Annotated in this window: 17 protein-coding genes; 3 read left to right on the plus strand and 14 right to left on the minus strand. The window is 61.4% G+C overall.

Going from position 1 to position 19,013, the window contains the following annotated elements:
• Positions 1-99 precede the first annotated feature (99 nt).
• The 3 genes from WBQ96_RS12435 to WBQ96_RS12445 form a co-directional block, all read right to left on the minus strand.
• Positions 100-1,923, minus strand: coding sequence for a GtrA family protein (locus WBQ96_RS12435; RefSeq protein WP_336550518.1), 1,824 nt, complete (start codon positions 1,921-1,923; stop codon positions 100-102).
• A 63-nt stretch (positions 1,924-1,986) separates the two neighbouring features.
• Entirely contained in the window at positions 1,987-2,388 is a 402-nt protein-coding gene (locus WBQ96_RS12440; RefSeq protein WP_336550516.1) for a GtrA family protein, read from the minus strand.
• An 8-nt stretch (positions 2,389-2,396) separates the two neighbouring features.
• The gene (locus tag WBQ96_RS12445; RefSeq protein WP_336550514.1) at positions 2,397-3,641 is read right to left on the minus strand and encodes a glycosyltransferase family 2 protein; all 1,245 of its coding nucleotides are present in this window, start codon (positions 3,639-3,641) and stop codon (positions 2,397-2,399) included.
• Positions 3,642-3,851: 210 nt separating this feature from the next.
• Between WBQ96_RS12445 and gshB the strand changes: the two genes are divergently transcribed.
• Positions 3,852-4,790, plus strand: a complete 939-nt coding sequence (gene gshB, locus WBQ96_RS12450; RefSeq protein WP_336550512.1) for a glutathione synthase — start codon at positions 3,852-3,854, stop codon at positions 4,788-4,790.
• Positions 4,791-4,973: 183 nt separating this feature from the next.
• Positions 4,974-6,509 (plus strand): YifB family Mg chelatase-like AAA ATPase, encoded by a 1,536-nt coding sequence (locus WBQ96_RS12455; protein ID WP_336550510.1) that lies wholly within the window; start codon positions 4,974-4,976, stop codon positions 6,507-6,509.
• A gap of 110 nt (positions 6,510-6,619) precedes the next feature.
• On the opposite strand, the gene WBQ96_RS12460 is transcribed toward WBQ96_RS12455, so the two are convergent.
• The 9 genes from WBQ96_RS12460 to dnaK form a co-directional block, all read right to left on the minus strand.
• The gene (locus WBQ96_RS12460) at positions 6,620-7,243 is read right to left on the minus strand and encodes a transglutaminase-like cysteine peptidase (RefSeq protein ID WP_442920823.1); all 624 of its coding nucleotides are present in this window, start codon (positions 7,241-7,243) and stop codon (positions 6,620-6,622) included.
• 263 nt (positions 7,244-7,506) lie between these two features.
• Positions 7,507-8,784 (minus strand): polyhydroxyalkanoate depolymerase, encoded by a 1,278-nt coding sequence (locus WBQ96_RS12465; RefSeq protein ID WP_336550508.1) that lies wholly within the window; start codon positions 8,782-8,784, stop codon positions 7,507-7,509.
• Positions 8,785-8,987: 203 nt separating this feature from the next.
• Positions 8,988-9,278, minus strand: a complete 291-nt coding sequence (locus WBQ96_RS12470) for a DUF1330 domain-containing protein (protein WP_091915604.1) — start codon at positions 9,276-9,278, stop codon at positions 8,988-8,990.
• Between the two features lie 24 nt (positions 9,279-9,302).
• Positions 9,303-10,001 (minus strand): orotidine-5'-phosphate decarboxylase, encoded by a 699-nt coding sequence (pyrF, locus tag WBQ96_RS12475; RefSeq protein ID WP_336550506.1) that lies wholly within the window; start codon positions 9,999-10,001, stop codon positions 9,303-9,305.
• Positions 9,998-10,588, minus strand: coding sequence for an NADPH-dependent FMN reductase (locus tag WBQ96_RS12480; protein ID WP_442920822.1), 591 nt, complete (start codon positions 10,586-10,588; stop codon positions 9,998-10,000). The genes pyrF and WBQ96_RS12480 overlap by 4 nt, the downstream gene beginning before the upstream one ends.
• A 68-nt stretch (positions 10,589-10,656) precedes the next feature.
• Entirely contained in the window at positions 10,657-11,265 is a 609-nt protein-coding gene (gene pmtA, locus WBQ96_RS12485; protein WP_336550501.1) for a phospholipid N-methyltransferase PmtA, read from the minus strand.
• A gap of 114 nt (positions 11,266-11,379) precedes the next feature.
• Positions 11,380-12,510, minus strand: a complete 1,131-nt coding sequence (gene dnaJ, locus WBQ96_RS12490) for a molecular chaperone DnaJ (RefSeq protein ID WP_336550499.1) — start codon at positions 12,508-12,510, stop codon at positions 11,380-11,382.
• Between the two features lie 175 nt (positions 12,511-12,685).
• Positions 12,686-13,777 carry an acyltransferase family protein gene (locus tag WBQ96_RS12495; protein ID WP_336550498.1) on the minus strand — a complete coding sequence of 364 codons (1,092 nt, stop codon included), beginning with the start codon at positions 13,775-13,777 and terminating at the stop codon, positions 12,686-12,688.
• Positions 13,778-13,920: 143 nt separating this feature from the next.
• On the minus strand, positions 13,921-15,837 hold the full coding sequence (gene dnaK, locus WBQ96_RS12500; protein ID WP_336550497.1) for a molecular chaperone DnaK: 1,917 nt from the start codon (positions 15,835-15,837) through the stop codon (positions 13,921-13,923).
• Positions 15,838-16,053: 216 nt separating this feature from the next.
• On the opposite strand from dnaK, the gene WBQ96_RS12505 reads away from it, so the two are divergent.
• Complete coding sequence (locus WBQ96_RS12505; RefSeq protein WP_336550496.1) at positions 16,054-17,175, plus strand: zinc metalloprotease HtpX; 1,122 nt, start codon at positions 16,054-16,056, stop codon at positions 17,173-17,175.
• On the opposite strand, the gene WBQ96_RS12510 is transcribed toward WBQ96_RS12505, so the two are convergent.
• Positions 17,176-18,162 carry a Gfo/Idh/MocA family protein gene (locus WBQ96_RS12510; protein WP_336550495.1) on the minus strand — a complete coding sequence of 329 codons (987 nt, stop codon included), beginning with the start codon at positions 18,160-18,162 and terminating at the stop codon, positions 17,176-17,178. It lies immediately after the preceding gene.
• A gap of 65 nt (positions 18,163-18,227) precedes the next feature.
• Entirely contained in the window at positions 18,228-18,830 is a 603-nt protein-coding gene (locus WBQ96_RS12515) for a nucleotidyltransferase family protein (RefSeq protein ID WP_336550494.1), read from the minus strand.
• Between the last annotated feature and the right edge of the window lie 183 nt (positions 18,831-19,013).

Genomic DNA, 19,013 nt, shown 5'->3' on the forward strand with positions numbered 1-19,013 from the left:
AACCGTTTAGGAAACGTATCGCGGGCAGCCGCATTTCGCCGGCAAAAGACGCATGAGAATCGAGAGGACGACGACGCCGAGAGCCATCGCGCAGTACAACTACCGATCCAGAACCACCCGGTAGAGTTCCAGCGGCTTGCCCGTGCTTTCGGAAACAGGTTCAAGCCAGTCCGGCACTGCCCCCTTCATCATGCCGGCAAGCAGGCCGTCGGGGGCACGGTCCGTCAGAATCCTGTTCTCGTCGTTGCCACGGCAAAGTGCGACGAGGCCAACATGGTGCGCTTCGACGATAGTCCGAGCCTGATCGGGTGAACCCATCAGGGCATCCAGCGCAAGAAGGTTTCCCTCGATGTTGCGATGATAGGGGCCGGAGAAAACACGGTGCCCGCTATAGGCCAGAATGGGCGAGCCCAGATTGGAGATCGCCAGCACGGTCGTCGCCGGCAAGCCGGCAAGCACGGCAAAATCCGTTTCACGCTGGCAGGCGGCAACGGAGGCGACCTGCGCCTCGGGCCTGGACGACTGGCCTTCGAGAACGGCGGAGGCAGCGGCGGCGGCGGTCGTCCAGCTCGCATTGAGCGAGACCAGCCATACTGCGGCCATCCTGAGAGACGCAGCGGTGGACGAGCTCCTTTCCGCCCGCTCACGCCAATTTCCGACCCAGGCGGAAAGCGGGATGACAGCGAAGGCGATCGAGAATGTCGACCCGCGCACCTGCCACACGCTGACGATGAAGGCCGCGATCAGCACCGCGCCGACAAGGATATCCCGCCGCTGCCAACCTTGACGGCGAAGACGCAGCAGCATCCAGCCGATTGCCAGCAACGGCGTGACGTAACGGGCGAATACGGAGGCGGGATCCTCGACGACAAGTTCCAGCAGAGATTTCGCCTCGGAGACATGGTCGAGCCAGTCTGCCTTAAGTCGCGCATCAAGACCGGAATAGGGTGCGGAAAGGCATTGCGGAAAGGCCAGAACCAAGAGCGCGCCGACGCCAATACCCAGCAATGAGAGGCCAAGGAGGCGACGGCTGCGAGTGCGCGTGAAAACATCAGGGGAAGCGACGGCTGCAAGGCCCAGGCCGGCGACGGCGGCCAGCGCGAATTGAACGACCGAAAAGGCGTCGCATTGGGCTTCTCCCCAGCCAGAGGCCGGAACCGTGGCGAAGAATACGGCAGCTGACACCACGGCAAAGCCGAGCCCGAAATCACGGGCGATATGCCTTTCGTCGTTGCCGTCGAAAAGAAACAGGCCTGCAACGCAGAGGCCGATCACCGCCACATAGGGTGCGGTCTCCATGCCGACCGCCAGCATCAGTGCTGCGCACACACCCGACATTGCCGCGGCTGGCCGATTGTCCGGCGCCTCGAGAAGCAGGCAAAGGCTGCCGGCGGCAAGCATGAGCTGGATGTTGTGATGATCGAGCGCGGCAGGCTGATAGATGCCGAGAAAATGAAGGGCCGCGGCACCGATGATGACCGAGGGCAGGACGGCACTTTCGCCACCGAAAATACGGGCGGCGCGCAGGATGAAGAACAGCGTGCCGCAATAGAGCAATGCCGGCCAAAGGACGCGAGCGACCGTCTCGCCAATTGCCACGCTGCCGGTCACGGCAGAAACGGCGAGGATGATCGCGGCGATCGGCGCGTCGACCAGCCGAGACCAGTGCATGACGAAACCGCCTTCCGGCCCCATGCGATACTGATGCAGATCGAACCAGCCCTGACCGCCGAGCATGTCGCGAACTTCAACCAGCCGCAGCAGGCTGTCATTGTCACCGCCGAGGTTGGACAATGTCCTGAAACCGGTTGCGGCATTGACGGCGAGGACGACCAGTGTCGCGCCCAGCGCCAGCGCGATATCCTTGCTCGCCGGCGAGAGACGCGCCGCCCGTTTCGCGATCGTTGAATGCAATCCGCTCATTCGCTCACAGCCCGCCCATAACCCGACGTGACCCTAATCCGCGCAGTTCAACAAACGGTAAAGCTAGTGTTTGCCGCCCGGCTTGTCCGGGAAAACCCAGAGCGAGGAGACGACATAGCTGACCGTGCTTGCGACCACCGTGATGAGCACCGACATCGCCAGTGGCGACATCTGGAAGCGATCCACCGCGATATGAGCGATCACGCCCGACAGCAGCGCGCAACCGGCCTGTAGGACGAAATAGCGCGGCAAAGCGTGGCCATGACCGTGTGCGGCCCTAAACGTCCAGCCGCGCTGCGCAGAATAGGCGACCACGAAGGCCACCGCATAGGCAATGAGACCCGCCGCGAAAGGCGGCAGGCCGATGGAAGCCAGCACATAGGATAGAACGAGCAGCAGGGCGGCCGCGCCGACGCCGACCGTGACGAAACGAACGAACCTCAGGCGAAAGGCCGTTTGAAGCATCGCCACCATCAGGAGGCTTGGGCGCGCGCTGCTGCCTCGGCGACGAGGGTTTCGCCGGATTTGCGGCGCATGACCGGGATTTCCAGGACGCCGAGCAGGAAGGCCGAGAAAAACACCTGCATCGCGATCACGATCAGCGTCAGTCCGAACACCACGACGCGCGGGATTTCCGGGTCGTTGAGCGGCCCGAAACTCAGGCTGGCCCAGGACAAAGTCGCATAGCCGAAGAACGACAGGCCAGCCAGCAGGCAGACGCCCGCGCCGAGTGCCAGCCGGTCAGTGCTGATATGGCGCGTGAGCCAGTCCGAGCGGGCATTCCCCGGCAGGATACCGGTGATGTCGGCATAGTATCGCGACAGGACGCCGAAGGTGGTGAGCTGGACGCCGGCGACGATCATGAAGCACGCCGCGACGAAGGTGTTGAGGTCAAGCGAAAGATTGTCAATGACCTGCAACGGGCCGAGGAAGAGCAGCGTCGAAAGCAGCAGGCCAAGTGCGCAGAGGCTCATGCCCGGAATGAAGAACAGCCAGCGCGGATTGTACATCAGCAGGAATTTGAGATGACGCCAGCCGTCGCGCCACGTCTTGAGATGTGGCGAGCGGCTGCGGCCGTCCGGCTTCAGCGTGGTCGGCACTTCCTCGATGCGCAAACCGGCGAGCGCGCTGCGCACCACCATTTCGCTGGCGAATTCCATGCCCGCCGTCTTGAGGTCCAGTTCCCGGATGCGTTCCGCATTGAAGCCGCGCAGGCCGCAGTGAAAATCTCCCGCCTTGATGCGGAAAAACAGCCGGCCAAGGAAGCTCAGCACGGGATTGCCGAGATAGCGGTGCAGGACCGGCATGGCGCCGGCTTCGATGCCGCCCTGAAAACGGTTTCCCATGACCAGGTCGGCATCGTCACGCAGACGCGACACGAAAGCGTCGAGCGCGCAGAAATCGTAGGAATCGTCGGCATCGCCCATGATGATGAAGCGTCCGCGCGCAGCAGCTATGCCGCCCTGGATCGCTGCGCCGTAGCCCCGCGCCTGAACGGGCACGACCCGGGCGCCAAGACTGGTGGCGATGAGCTGCGAACCGTCGGTGCTGCCATTGTCGGCTATGAGAACTTCGCCCGAGACGCCGGCTTGCTGCAAAAAGTGCTGCGCCTTGCCGATGCAGGTCGCAAGCGTTTCGGCCTCGTTGAGACAAGGCATGAGAATGGTCAGCTCGATCTGATCTTCAGAAACTGCACGGATTGGCGTGACTGCGTTCATGACCACCCTCGATAAGCGTGCTCTTCGGCACGTCTCACAGCTTCTTAGCCGAGAATGATTGGCGTCCTGTTAACGCGGTCATGACATTCCGAGACATTCGCGTGAGGTGAGGTCCCGGCAGTCGGAGGAAGCGAAGTCGCCATTGGCAGACGCCGGGCAAAGCTATACATCCTCTCGACGATAAAAGCCCGCAGCGCCGGAGAAGCCTTCATGCCGCTCAACATCGCCGTCCAGATGGACCATATCTCCACCGTCAACATTGCCGGCGACACCAGTTTCGCGCTCTCGCTCGAGGCGCAGCGACGCGGGCACAAGCTGTTCCATTATACGCCTGACCGGCTGTCCATGATCGGCGGCACGGTGTTCGCGCGGCTGGAAACGCTGGAGGTGCGCGACGAGAAGGGCAACCACTTCACGCTTGGCGAGCCCGTGCGCACCGACCTCTCGGAAATGGACGTGGTGCTGCTGCGGCAGGATCCGCCCTTCGACATGAACTACATCACCACCACGCACATTCTGGAGCGCATTCACCCCAAGACGCTGGTGGTCAACGATCCGGCCTGGGTGCGCAACAGCCCGGAAAAGATCTTCGTCACCGAGTTTCCCGACCTGATGCCGGAAACGCTGATCACCAAGGACCCCCTTGAGGTCGCGGCCTTCCGCAAGGAATTCGGCGACATCATCGTCAAGCCGCTTTACGGCAATGGCGGCGCCGGCATCTTCCATCTGCTCGAGGCAGACCGCAACCTCGCCTCGCTGCTGGAAATGTTTGGCCAGATGTTCCGCGAACCCTTCATCGTCCAGCGCTATCTCAAGGATGTGCGCAAGGGCGACAAGCGCATCATCCTGATCGACGGCGAGCCCGTCGGCGCCATCAACCGCGTGCCGGCCGAGCACGATTCCCGCTCGAACATGCATGTCGGCGGCCGCGCCGAAAAGACCGAGCTGACGGAACGCGAGCGTGAAATCTGCGCGCGCATCGGGCCTTCGCTCAAGGAACGCGGCTTTATCCTCGTCGGCATCGACGTGATCGGCGACTACATGACCGAGATCAACGTCACCTCACCGACCGGCGTGCGCGAGGTCAAGAAATTCGGCGGCGCGGATATCGCAGCACTCTTCTGGGACGCAGTCGAAGCCAAGCGCTGAGGCTGCGCGCCCAGCAAACGCCACGGAATGTTCCAGCGCTGCAACCGGCCTCAACCCGGTTGCAATCTGCGCGGCAATTTTGTTCCCGTCTTGTTCTTGATTTGCTCTACAATCTATGCTTGTCTGACGCAGGGTTATCACTGGGCTGGGCATTCGATGCCCGCGCATGCGTCGGGGGACGGCATGGTATCGCGTATACGCACGGTTGCATTCCAGGGCATCGAGGCGGTTCCCGTCGACGTGCAGGTGATGGTCGCACCGGGGAAGGTCGGCATGCATATCGTCGGCCTGGGCGACAAGGCGGTGGCCGAAAGCCGTGAGCGGGTGCAGGCGGCCCTTCATGCATCCGGCCTGTCGATGCCGTCGAAGAAGGTCACCGTCAATCTCGCACCGGCAGATTTGCCGAAGGAAGGCAGCCACTACGACCTGCCGATCGCGCTCGGCCTGATGGCGGCACTTGGCGCCGTCCCGGGCGACGCGCTCTCCGGCTATGTCGTGCTTGGCGAATTGTCGCTCGACGGCACGATCGCCGCGGTGTCCGGCGCGCTGCCGGCAGCGATGGCCGCCAATGCCGAAGGCAAGGGCCTGATCTGTCCGGCCGCCTCAGGGCCGGAGGCGGCATGGGCAGGCTCGGAGATCGACATCTTGGCACCGCGAAGCCTGATCGCCATTGCCAACCATTTCCGTGGCACGCAGGTTCTGTCGCGGCCGGAGGCGAGTATCCACGCGCCGGCTTCGGACCTGCCGGACCTTGCCGATATCAAGGGCCAGGAAAGCGCCAAACGTGCGCTGGAAGTCGCAGCAGCAGGCGGTCACAATCTGATGATGGTCGGGCCGCCCGGATCGGGAAAATCCATGCTCGCGCAGCGCCTGCCATCAATCCTGCCGCCGCTGGCGCCGAAGGAACTGCTCGAAGTCTCGATGATCGCCTCGGTTGCCGGCGAGCTCGCGGGCGGCAGGCTGACCGACCGGCGGCCCTTTCGCGCGCCGCACCATTCCGCATCGATGGCGGCGATGGTCGGCGGCGGGTTGCGGGTGCGGCCCGGAGAGGTTTCGCTCGCTCATAACGGCGTCCTGTTCCTCGACGAATTCCCGGAGTTCTCGCCTCAGACGCTCGACGCGCTGCGCCAGCCGCTGGAGACCGGCGAGTGCATGATCGCGCGCGCCAATCATCGTGTCACCTATCCGGCGCGCATCCAGCTGATCGCGGCGATGAACCCGTGCCGCTGCGGCATGGCCGGCGAGCCCGGTTATCGTTGCGCGCGCGGCCCGCGCTGCCAATCGGATTATCAGGCGCGGATTTCAGGTCCGCTTCTCGACCGGATCGACCTGCGCATCGAAGTGCCGGCGGTTTCGGCGAGCGACCTGATCCGGCCCGGTGCGGCGGAAAAGAGTGCCGCGGTGGCGGCACGCGTGGCGACCGCCCGCACCATTCAGCGAGACCGGTTCGAGCGTGCCGGGGTTTCGGCGTCGCTCACCAATGCGCATTGCGCAACCGCGCTCATCGAAGAGATAGCCAAACCTGATGCAGCCGGCCTGTCGCTGTTGCACGTTGCAAGTGAAAAGCTCGGCTTTTCGGCGCGCGCCTATCATCGCGTGTTGAAAGTAGCGCGCACTTTGGCCGACCTCGACGGCAGCGAAACCGTCGGCCGTATTCATCTCGCGGAGGCTATTTCATACCGGATGACCGGTGACCGGTTGGCACAGGCGGCTGCGTAGAAGGGAGAAGTGCCTGCCGTGAAGGCCTGACAGAACGTGACGCGCCTTAGTTTTTATTTTTTACACATGTCGTTGTCCCAAAACCGGTGCACAGTTTTGAGCGACGGTCGTTATTGCACCGCGCCGACGAGCGGTGCCTGGCCTTCACGGATCGTGACCCAATGGCCGGTATGATCGCTGGCCTGACGCTTGAGGAAGCGATAGCCTGTCTCGTCCCACTGGCGCACGGTATCCGTCAGATTGTCGAGGACGAAGTCACCCTTGTCGGTTCGCACGGTCAGAACCGCATGGCCTTCACCGTCCGGCTTGCGCACGACGGTTATCAGCAGATTGGATACCGACAGACCCTTGTGGATTAGCTGCCGGCGCTTTTCGAGCACGTAGTCCTCGCAATCGCCGACGCCGTTGTCGGGATAGGCCCAGACCTCGTCCTTGCCGTAGATGTCAAAATCGTTCATCGGCGTAACGGCCCGGTTGACCTCAAGATTGACCGCAACAAGCATCTTCCAGAGAGACCCGGTGACGCGTTCGGGAACCGAGTTGCGCGAGCGTATGGAACATTCGGAGGGATTGATCTTGCAGAATTCGTAGTGACCGATCGGCTGCGAAGTCAGACCACCGGTGACCATCGGCGACGACGCGAAAGCCGGCGAGATCGACCATGCAGTCGCCGTCAAGCCGATCATCAATGCCACACGCCTGGATGCGCGCCACGCTTTCGGTGAGGAGTTCATTGCCCCGGTCCCGTTCGCCCTGTTTGTTAACAAAACGTTAAGGTCCGTGATGGGTCAATGTCAATTACAGCGAAGGGATGATTGACTTCATGGTTACCGACGAGGCCGGACAGCGACGATTTTGCAACAGAAGGCCCGGCCCTCAGGCAAATTGGTAGATCGGCCTGCACGTATAGGTCGAGCGCGGGATATCAGAACCGACAAGCATCCCTGTCCTGATCAAAAGGACAGGGTCTTGTCTTGCGTCCTACGCTCAATGGCGGTCAGGACTTGCCGGAGCGTACCAGTCGCGGCTTCTGCGGCACGCGGCTTTGCCGGCCATAGCTGTTGATGAAATCGGCAATGCGCGGCACGATCTCTGAGCGGAAGCGCGAACCGTTGAACACGCCATAGTGACCGACAGCCGGCTGCATATAGTGCGCGCGCATGTCATCGGGGATGTTGACGCAAAGATCATGGGCCGCCTGGGTCTGCCCCAGGCCCGAAATATCGTCGTTCTCGCCTTCGATCGTCAGCAGCGCCACATTGCGGATGGCAGCAGGGTCGACCGGAACGCCGCGATGGGTCATCTCGCCCTTGGGCAAGGCGTGGCGGACAAACACCGTATCGACGGTCTGCAGGTAGAATTCGGCGGTCAGGTCCATCACCGCCAGATATTCGTCATAGAAGTCGCGGTGCTTTTCGGCGCCGTCGCCGTCGTTCTTCACAAGGTGCATGAAGAAGTCCTTGTGGGCGGTGATATGCCGGTCGAGATTCATGCTCATGAAGCCCGAAAGCTGAAGGAAGCCGGGATAGACATCGCGGGTGAAGCCGGGCACCGGCCACGGCACCTGCATGATGACGTTGTCGCGGAACCAGTCGATGCCCTTTTCCTCGGCCAGGAGATTGACCGCGGTGGGGTTGCGGCGCGTATCGATCGGCCCGCCCATGAGCGTCATCGTCGCCGGCGCGAAGCGATCGCCGCGCGCTTCCATGATCGCCGCGGCAGCCAGAACCGGCACCGACGGCTGGCAAACGGCCATGACGTGGGTGTCGGGACCCAGCGCATGCAGCATATCGATGATGTAATCGATGTAGTCATCGAGATCGAACTTGCCTTCCGACACCGGCACCATGCGCGCGTCGGTCCAGTCGGTGATGTAGACGTCCGCATGCTGCATCATCGCTTCGACCGTGCCACGCAGCAAAGTCGCGTAGTGGCCCGACATCGGCGCTACGATAAGCAGCTTCTGGTCCGGCCGGCGCGAAGCGGGCAAGGCACGATCAAAATGCAGGAGATTGCAGAAAGGGCGCGACCAGACGATCTTTTCCGTCACCGGCACGGTTTTCCAGTCCACCACCGTCTGCGGAAGGTCGAAACGGGGCTTGCCGTATCGGCGCGTCGTGCGTTCGAAGAGTTCGGCGGTCGCTGCGATCGACCTGCCCCATTGGGTGTGTGAGAACGGGTTGAGCGGATTCGAATAGAACATCTTCACCGCGTCGGCATAGGCTCTCGCCGGCTGAAGCGCCGCGTGGTTCATTTCATAAAACTGATAGAACATTCGAGAACCTTCTCCGGCCAGACAGCCGTCCGGAAGCTTTTTGCGCCCTATTACAAGGTAGCGCGAAATTGTTGCAGCGCAATACGTCACGCTGCGTGAATTATGCTCATACTTTGGTCCAAGGTGTTGAAAAACCGTTGCAGCCGGTGCTTGCCGGCTCACAAACCTTCATTTTGCACCGCAACAGGCAGGCGGACGCTGCGTCAGGCTGGCCCTTCCACCAATACGATCTCGCCATCGGCGAATTTCTGCCGGATAGCCTTGGCGGCCTGGTATTCGGGTGAGTTGTAGCAATCGCGCGCTGCCGCCAGTGACGGAAACTCAATCACTACATTGCGCGCGCGGCCGGGGCCTTCGACGACCTCATGCGCACCGCCGCGAACGAGAAAATTGGCGCCAAAGCGCTCGAAAGCGGGCTTCGCGGTAGAAACATAATCCTTGTAACCCTCGGGGTCGCGAACATCGACGCGAGCGATCCAGTATCCCTTGGCCATCTTGTCCTCCAGAATCTTCTTTGTTCAGGCCTGCGCCATTTCGGCGAGGATAGCCTGCGCCGCCGCTCGCCTGTCAACCGCCGCAACGATCGGCCGTGCGACGACGAGGTGGCTGGAACCGTTGCGGATGGCCTGGGCCGGCGTCATCACACGCTTCTGGTCGCCGTGGTCGCTGCCCGCCGGGCGGATACCCGGCGTCACAACAGCCATGTCGGGTCCGACGATCTTGCGCACGGCGGATGCTTCGTCGGCCGAGCAGACAATGCCGCCCATGCCCGCCTGCAATGCCTGTTCGGAACGCCGCAGCACCAGCGTGTGCGGATCATATTCGTAGCCCGCGTCGATGACGTCCTGCTGGTCCATGGAGGTCAACACAGTCACGGCAAGCAGGCAGAGATCGCTTCCCCTGGCAGCCTCGACCGCGGCTCGCATCGCCTTGGGATAGGCGTGCAGCGTCAGCATGGACACGCCCATCCTGACGATGTTTTCCACGCCCTTGGCCACCGTGTTGTCAATGTCCAGCAGCTTCATGTCGAGGAAGACTTTGGTTCCGCCGCTTGCCAGTTCGCGGGCGAAATCGAGCCCGCCGGCAAAGGCAAGCTGGTAGCCGATCTTGTAGAAGGAGACGACGCCTTCGAGCTCGCGAACCGCAGCTTCCGCTTCCTTCAGCGTCGGCACATCCAGGCCGACGATCAGGCGGTCGCGCATCGTTTCAACCGTCATGCGTCAATCCTTGTCGAAAGCATGCGTGCGCGCTCGATCAGCGTGCGCGCGACATTTTCCATGGTGTGGCGAAGGCGTTCTTCCCTGAAGCCGCCGTTCTCGTCAAAGGCTTCGCTCGCATGGGCAACGGAACATTGCGGCGTGATGATCTCGACCTGACAATTCATCAGCACCGAACGCAGGTGATAAAGGCCGCGAAGGCCGGCGAAATTACCGTCCGACGACGAGCATAGCGCCGCGACCTTGCCGGCGTATGGCTTGAAGGGGCGGCCGCCATCCTTGCGGACGCGGCTGACCCAGTCGATCGCATTCTTCAACAGCGGCGGGATCGATGAGTTGTATTCGGGGCTGGCGATGAGGAACCCGTCATGCGCGGCGATCTGGCGGCCAAGCTTGACGGCGTTTTCCGGGACGCCTTTTTCCGCCTCGAGATCCTCGTCCATGATCGGCAGAGGATAGTCGCCAAGCGAAATGCGGGTGACTTCGGCGCCCTGAAGGACCAGTTCCTTGACCGCCACGTCAGCGGTCCTGCCGCTAAACGCACCGGTGCGGATCGACCCGGCAAAGACGAGAATTCGGGCAGTCATCAGCATGGCTCCTGTTCACCCGGGGTATAGGCGAACTGGTGTTCTAATCAACCGTCAAGATTGCAGCGTCAACCGTTTGCGCCGCGGCGATAGATCCAGAGCTGAGCCGGGGGAATGTTGCGTATGACGAAGTCGAAATGCTCCACCGTATACTCGCCTCGTCCGGCCGGAACCGGCGACAGCGGCCCATAGGTGATCTGGATGACCGGTCGACCAGAAGGCAGCCGATCGAGAATGTCATTGATATAGGCGATCCGCTTGGAAACCGGGAAATTCAGCAAAGGAACGCCGGAGATCGCGCAGTCGAACTGAATCCGGTCCTTGGGGCCAAGCGTCTCGTCAAGGTTAAAGGCGTCGCCCTGGATGACGTTGACGCCGGGATATCCCCTTCTCACGTGATCGACGAATTCTTCCGAATATTCGATTGCGTAGAGGTTCTGCGGCTTGATGCCCCGGGCCAGGATCGCCTTGGTGATGACGCCGGTGCCAGGCCCGAGCTCCAGAACAGGAAGGCCGGAGGCGGGATTGATGATGGAAGCCATGCGGCGGGCGGTGATGGAGCTTGTCGGGATGATGGACCCGACAGCCTTGGGCTTATCGATCCAACCCTTGAAGAAGCGCAGTTCGTCGTCGAATTTTGTCGCGAGCGACTTGCGCAGACCAGACCCACGAGCCATCGGCATATTCTCCTGCATTCCGTGCGCCCCGGTGTGATCTTTACGTCACGTAATCTGTGACGCAAGACAAAACGGAGCCAATCGTCGCAAAACCAACAGCTTGCGGTTGCCGTTCTACTCTCCGAAAGACTCGAAAAAGTCCTTCATGCGCGAGAAGAACCCGCTCGACTGCGGGCTGTTGTCCTTGGATGAAAGCTGCTCGAATTCTTCCAGAAGCTCGCGCTGACGCTTGGTCAGGTTCTGCGGCGTCTCGACCGCCGTCTGGATATAGAGGTCGCCGATATTGGGCTGGCGCAGAATTGGCATGCCCTTGCCCTTGAGGCGGAACTGACGGCCGTTCTGCGTGCCTTCCGGCACTTTCACGCGGGTCTGCGTGCCGTCGAGCGTTGCCACCTCGAACGAGCCACCGAGCGCTGCGGTGGTCATCGAGATCGGCACCTTGCAGTAGAGGTCTGCGCCGTCGCGCTGGAAGAACTCGTGCGGTTTGACCGAAAGGAAGATGTAGAGGTCGCCCGAAGGCCCACCGCGCAGGCCGGCCTCGCCTTCACTGGCGAGCCTGATGCGCGTACCGTCCTCGATGCCGGCCGGAATATTGACCGACAGCGAGCGCTCCTCCGTGACACGGCCCTGGCCGGCGCATTTCGCGCACGGGTCCTTGATCATCTGGCCGCGGCCCTGACATTGCGGGCAGGTGCGCTCGATGGAGAAGAAGCCCTGGCTGGCGCGAACGCGGCCGGAGCCGGAGCACATGGTGCAGGTGACCGGCTGCGTGCCGGGCTTGGCGCCGGAGCCGGAGCAGTCGGTGCAGGAAATGGAGGCCGGCACATGGATCTGCGCGGTCTTGCCGGCAAATGCCTCCTCCAGTGTGATTTCCATATTGTAGCGAAGGTCGGCGCCACGTTCGCGGCCACCGGAGGAGCGGCGCTGGCGGCCACCCATCATCTCGCCGAAAATATCCTCGAATATGTCGGAGAAACCCCCGCCACCGCCGAAACCCTGCCCGCCGCCATTCATGCCGCCGTTCTCGAAGGCGGCGTGGCCGAAACGATCATAGGCCGCGCGCTTCTGCGGGTCCTTCAGCGTCTCATAGGCTTCGTTGATTTCCTTGAACTTGTGTTCGCAGGCATTGTCGCCGGGATTGCGGTCCGGGTGGAACTGCATCGCGAGCTTGCGAAAGGCACTCTTCAGTTCCTTCTCGTCAGCGCCCTTCTGGACGCCCAAGGTTTCGTAGAAATCAGCTTTCATCTTATCCCATAAACCGGAAGGGCAATGTCTTTGCGCATCGTTTCGTCCGTCTGCTTGCGGCAACTGGCACCGATTTAGTAAACCGCGAGCCCATATGCCATAGGGCAGGGCAGTCAAACGCGCAGTTTTCGCTAGAAAATCAGTGCTTGCGGCAAGTAAAACGGGTTTGTGGCCCTTAGGCAGCACTTCTCCCGGCCGCTGGCTTCGGCGCTTCGCCGAAACGAGCGTTGAGATAACGGCTCACCGGACCTTCGAAATAGCGGTCGGAAAGCAGGGCCACCACGATGACGGTCAATGCCGGCAAGTACCAATAGGTGTAAAATCCTACGACATTCATCGGCTCGACGATTTTGCGCCACAACACCGCGAGCAGGATGCTCTCGATGACGGGATGGATCATGTAGATGCCGAAGGAAACCCGGCCGATGGGGTGAAGCGGCTTCAGGTAGTAGGCGGCCTCGGCTTCGTTGCGTTCGGCAAGCGCTGCAAGAAAGGTCGCCGCTGCCAGCAGCAGCACGATTACATAGGCGTTCTGAAGCGTTGCCATGGCCGTGATCGCGGCGATAAAGAACAGCCAGCCCGGCAAAAGGCTTTTCAGCTTCAACCGGCTGTCACGCACAGCAATGGCGACCAGCGCGCCGAGGGCGAAATCGGCGAAGGCCCGATACGCGCCCCAGGTATTGGCCTGCAACCAGCTCGGGAACGGAATCCAGCCGAGCGCTACCGCGATTTCCAGTACGACGATTGACGAGCCCGCGACGGCAGCCAGCCCCAAAATTCCGTACCAGCGGTAGGCGATAACGAGAACCGGTAGCGTGAGGTAGCAGAACCATTCGGCCGAAAGCGTCCAGCCGACATAGTTGAAGGTCAGAACGTCGGTCAGGCCCCAGGCCTGAACCAGAGCGATATTGGCCGGCAAGGCCGACCATGCGTAGCGCTCGGGCTGATCGGACTGGACCAGACCCATATGCAGCGCGAGCGCCACAAGGCAGAAGAACAGCAGCGTTGCCAGATAAAGCGGATAAAGCCGCGCTAAGCGCCGCACGATAAAGCGCCGGAACGAGCCCGGCTCGGTCATCAGCGTGTCGGCGTAGCGCAGCGTGATCAGGAAGCCGGAGATCATGAAGAACATCTCCATCAGCGGCAGCAGGCGGTAGAGTGCAGCACTCGCTGCCTCGTGCCCGGGCGGCGCATAGCGCAGGAAATGCCACATCATCACAGCAAGCGCTGCAGAAAGCCGCCAGACTTCGAGTGTCCTGAAATGCACCTGCCTTATCCCAGCCCCATCACCATGCAGCTAGGTTCGCCGGCTTTCCTTTAGGTAAGCTTAATACGCGCTGAAGTTGTGCACCCGCACAAACAAAAAGCCCGGCGCGATGGCCGGGCTTTCGTGTCCGCCTGCAAATCGGATCAGGCAGATTTCTTCTTGTCGTCGTCTTCGTTGATTTCTTCGAAATCAGCGTCGACCACGTCGGAGTCCTTGGCGGCATCGGCAGCTGCATCAGCCTCGGCCGCTTCCTTCTGCGAATTCTCGTACATGGCCTGGCCGAGCTTCATCGAGACTTCGGCAAGCGTCTGCGTCTTGGCGCCGATATCGTCGACATCGTCACCTTCGGCAGCCGTCTTCAAGGCAGCGATGGCTTCGGAAATCGCAGTGCGATCGGCTTCCGTAACCTTGTCGCCATAGTCCTTGAGCGATTTCTCGGACGAATGCACCAGAGCCTCGGCCTGGTTGCGGGCCTCGACGAGGCCGCGGCGCTTCTTGTCGGTCTCGGCATTGGCTTCGGCGTCCTTGACCATCTTCTCGATGTCGGCGTCCGAAAGACCGCCAGACGCCTGGATGCGAATCTGGTGTTCCTTGCCGGTGCCCTTGTCCTTGGCCGAGACGTTGACGATGCCGTTGGCGTCGATGTCGAAGGTCACTTCGATCTGCGGCACGCCGCGCGGTGCCGGCGGAATGCCGACGAGATCGAACTGGCCGAGCATCTTGTTGTCGGCAGCCATTTCACGCTCGCCCTGGAAGACGCGGATCGTCACGGCCGACTGCGAATCCTCGGCGGTCGAGAAGACCTGGCTCTTCTTGGTCGGGATCGTGGTGTTGCGCTCGATAAGGCGCGTGAACACGCCGCCAAGCGTCTCGATGCCGAGCGACAGCGGGGTCACGTCGAGCAGCAGCACGTCTTTGACGTCGCCCTGCAGCACGCCGGCCTGAATGGCGGCGCCCATGGCAACGACTTCGTCAGGATTGACACCCTTGTGCGGCTCCTTGCCGAAGAACTGCTTCACGATCTCCTGGATCTTGGGCATGCGGGTCATGCCACCGACCAGAACAACCTCGTCGATTTCACCAGCCTTGAGGCCGGCATCCTTGAGCGCCGCCTTGCAGGGCTCGACCGTGCGCTGGACGAGATCGTCGACCAGCTGCTCGAACTTGGCGCGGGTGAGCTTCATCGTCAGGTGCTTCGGACCGGAAGCATCGGCGGTGATGAAGGGCAGGTTGATTTCGGTCTGGGCCGACGAGGACAGCTCGATCTTGGCCTTTTCCGCAGCTTCCTTGAGGCGCTGAAGGGCGAGCTTGTCGTTCTTCAGGTCGATGCCCTGTTCCTTCTTGAACTCGGCCGCCAGATATTCGACCAGACGCATGTCGAAGTCTTCACCGCCGAGGAAGGTGTCGCCATTGGTCGACTTCACTTCGAAGACGCCATCGCCGATTTCCAGCACGGAAATGTCGAAGGTGCCACCGCCAAGATCGTAGACGGCAATCGTCTTGCCTTCCTTCTTGTCGAGGCCATAGGCGAGGGCTGCCGCAGTCGGCTCGTTGATGATGCGCAGGACTTCAAGGCCGGCGATCTTGCCGGCATCCTTGGTGGCCTGGCGCTGGGCGTCGTTGAAATAGGCGGGAACGGTGATGACGGCCTTCTCGACCTTCTCGCCGAGATAGGCTTCCGCGGTTTCCTTCATCTTCTGCAGGATCATCGCCGAAATCTGGCTCGGCGACTGCTTGCGGCCGACAGCTTCGACCCAGGCGTCGCCATTGTCGCCCTTGACGATGTGATAGGGGACAAGCTTCTTGTCCTTTTCGGTGACCGGGTCGTCATAACGGCGGCCGATCAGGCGCTTCACCGCAAAAATCGTATTTTCAGGATTCGTGACCGCCTGGCGCTTGGCCGGCTGGCCGACGAGGCGCTCGTCACCATCGCTGAAAGCGACGATGGAAGGGGTCGTGCGCGCGCCTTCCGCATTCTCGATGACCTTCGCGTCCTTGCCGTCCATGACGGCGACGCAGGAATTGGTCGTTCCCAAATCGATACCGATTACTTTAGCCATTTTTTCTACTCTCCGCTAAGCAGGCTGCCAGGACCCATGAGGCGTTCCGACGGCAGCCCCTGTTCACAAGAAATTTCGCTGGCTTGGCCGTGTCTGCGGCAGTTCCAGCAATTGTTGGGCGTATATAAGAACAGGCGTCACGGCGCGCAAGCGTCCTGACAACTATGCTCATGCCGGGAATAGGCAAATCGATGCATCCATACCATATTTCATGGGATGAGCCCGAACCGAACGATCAACCACTTTGCCCAGCGCCGCAATCGCGTCGTCAATACGCTGCATACGTGGCTGCTGGGTGCGGCCAGCCTTTTTCTGCTCGCCATCACCGCCTGGGCATTCGGCGGCGTGACGGGCGTGATCTTCGCCGTCATTTTCGGCGCGGTTTCGATGGCGGCTATACGCCGCGTCAGCCCGCAGATGGTGCTGGGCATGTACAAGGCCAAGCCGGTATCGCCCGAGATGTTTCCCACGGGCTTTCGCATCGTTTCGGAATTGTCGCGCCGGGCCGGCCTGCCTTCGACGCCGAAACTTCACGTCATTCCCTCGAAGATGATGAACGCCTTTGCGGTTGGGCGACGCGAAGATTCGGCCATCGCCATCACCGACGCGCTGGCGCGAAATCTTTCGACGCGCGAACTGGCCGGCGTTCTGGCCCACGAAATGAGCCATATCGCGCATGAGGACGTGAAGGTGATGGCCTTTGCCGACATGGTTTCGCGCTTCACCTCGGTGATGTCGACCGTCGGGCTGTTTTCGCTTTTCCTCAACATCGGCGGGTTTTTCGGCGGCATGGGCCAGCAGATACCCTGGCTCGGCGTGCTGGTGCTGCTTGCCGCGCCGACAATCGGCGGCCTTTTGCAGATGGCGCTGTCGCGCACCCGCGAGTTCGACGCCGATCTGGGCGCCGCCATGCTGACCGGCGATCCGGACGGGCTGGCCTCGGCACTCGACAAGCTCGAGAAAGCGCAAGGCCGGCGCTGGGAGAATATTTTGCTTCCGGGCGGGCGCATTCCCGACCCTTCGATCCTGCGCACCCATCCAAGAACCGAGGATCGCGTCGCGCGGCTGATGGTGTTGAAGGCGGCTCAGGCGGCGGAAGACGGGATCGTTCTGCCGACAGGCGCGCCGATACAGGCGCGGCCCTCGATCGTTCCGAAGATCAGGCCTTCGGCAGGCTCGCCCTTTGAGCCGACAGGCAATATCCACGCATTGCTGGCAATGCCCGAAGCACCGATTGCCGATGATATGGATATCGAGCTGCCGGCCTGCATCGGCTCGCTCAATCCGCCGCAAAGCGCGCCGCGCGTCAGGTTCAGGCGCGGCGGCGTCTATTGGTGATCAAACCTTTTCCCAGCCGTCATGCTCGCCGGCGCGGAAAATGGCATCGATGACCTTCTGATTGAGAATGGAATTTTCCAGCGTGAACACTTCGTCCTTGCCGCCCTGAGCCGCGCGGGCGAAGGCTTCGACCTCCAGCCGATATTGCTGCGTTCCGGGAAAGCGGAAGACCTGCGCCTCGGTATGACTCTGGTTGTGCAATTCAATGCGATGATGATCGTAGTTGCCCGCATTGAACGGCGAAAGCACTTCGATAAAGCCCTTGTCGCCGTGGAAAACCATGAACTGCCGCTGCGCCATCTGCGTCGAGAGGTAAAAGGACAGCTCGAAATCGCCGAAATCGGCGCGGATCGACGAATAGATATCCGTGCCGAAACTCTTGTCGCGCTCGATGGTCGCCTGGACGCGAGCGGGCTCCTTGCCCGTCGAAAAACGGGTCGCAACGGTGGGATAGACGCCGATATCGGGCAGCGCGCCGCCGCCGAGATCGAGATTGTTGCGCATGTTGTCCGGATCGACATTGTAATAGGAAAACGCGCCCTGGACATGCCGCAGCCGCCCGATGGCGCCCTCGGCGATGAGGTCGCGCACCTTGATCCACTGCGGGTGGTAGACGACCATGAAGGCTTCGCAGATCAGCACCTTCTTGCGGTCACGAATTGCGATCAGCGGGACGATATCCTTGGCATCGAGCGCCAGCGGCTTCTCGACCAGCACGTGCTTTCCAGCCTCGGCGGCCTTCGCCGCCCATTCGACATGCTGCGAGGTCGGCAGCGGGATATAGACGCCGTCGACCGTATCGGAGGCCAGCAACTCGTCATAGGAGCCGAAGGCTTGCGGCGCACCGAAGCGATCAGCGAGTGCTCGCGCCTTCTGCGCGTCGCGGCTCGCGATGGCGGAAATCACACCGTTTTGCGCGTCGGCAATTGCCGGCAAAAGCTGCTCGCGCGCGATCTTGGCGGTCGACAAAACGCCCCATCGAAACATTTTTGGCTCCTTCCTGGATTTGCTGCGAACCCTAGCCGCCGTGTCGTCACAAGGGAAGTGCGGCGCTACCAGGGAACGACGCTGACTTCGGGCCAGGTCGCAATCGCCCGCGCCCCCTTCGCCATATGCGTGTTGCTGTTGTCGATGATGCGGTTGGGCGTGATGCGGAACGAGAAAATGTCGTCGAGCCCGAATGGCGCGTAGAGGTCGATCGTGTCGTCATGCATCAGCCTGACACCGACCGCATGGGTTTTCGAGGCAAAGCGATCAATCCCCTCTTCGCTGGAGGAAAGCGGTGGATATGGCTGGCCGAAATGTTTTTCGAACCAGAGATGCACGCGCGCCTGATTGCGAATTTCGACAGGGCGCGCCAGCCCCGTGAAAACTTCCTGCCCACGCCGGATCGCCCTGTCTTCGGCCTCGTAGGAAAGGTCGGAAGGGTCAAAGTAGAAAAGATCGACATCCTTGATGCCATAGCCCGACGGCTTGCCGGTGAGGTCGTTCCAGACGGTGTTGTAGAGCGCGCCGGAAACGATGCGCCACTGCGGCAGCGCCAGATCGCGAGCCCGTTTCAGGGCCTCGCGCACCAGCACGTCCCGCCAGATGATATCCAGAAACGCCTGCTTCTGGGCGACATCGGAGAGGCCAGAGAAACGCAGATGCGACATGGGCTGCGTTCTAACCCTTTGTTTTGTGGTCAGCGATTCGGTCGGATTCTGACCAAAAAGCGGGGTATTCAACAGATGGCCATTGCTTCGCGAACACCTGCCCTTCGATAGAATCAAGCTTTCCGGTAATGCTGTCAAAAAACAACACCATCCCGCATTTCACGCTATCTGGCCCCACCAAAG

The organism is Mesorhizobium sp. CCNWLY176 (assembly GCF_037153935.1).
Classification (GTDB): domain Bacteria; phylum Pseudomonadota; class Alphaproteobacteria; order Rhizobiales; family Rhizobiaceae; genus Mesorhizobium_M; species Mesorhizobium_M zhangyense.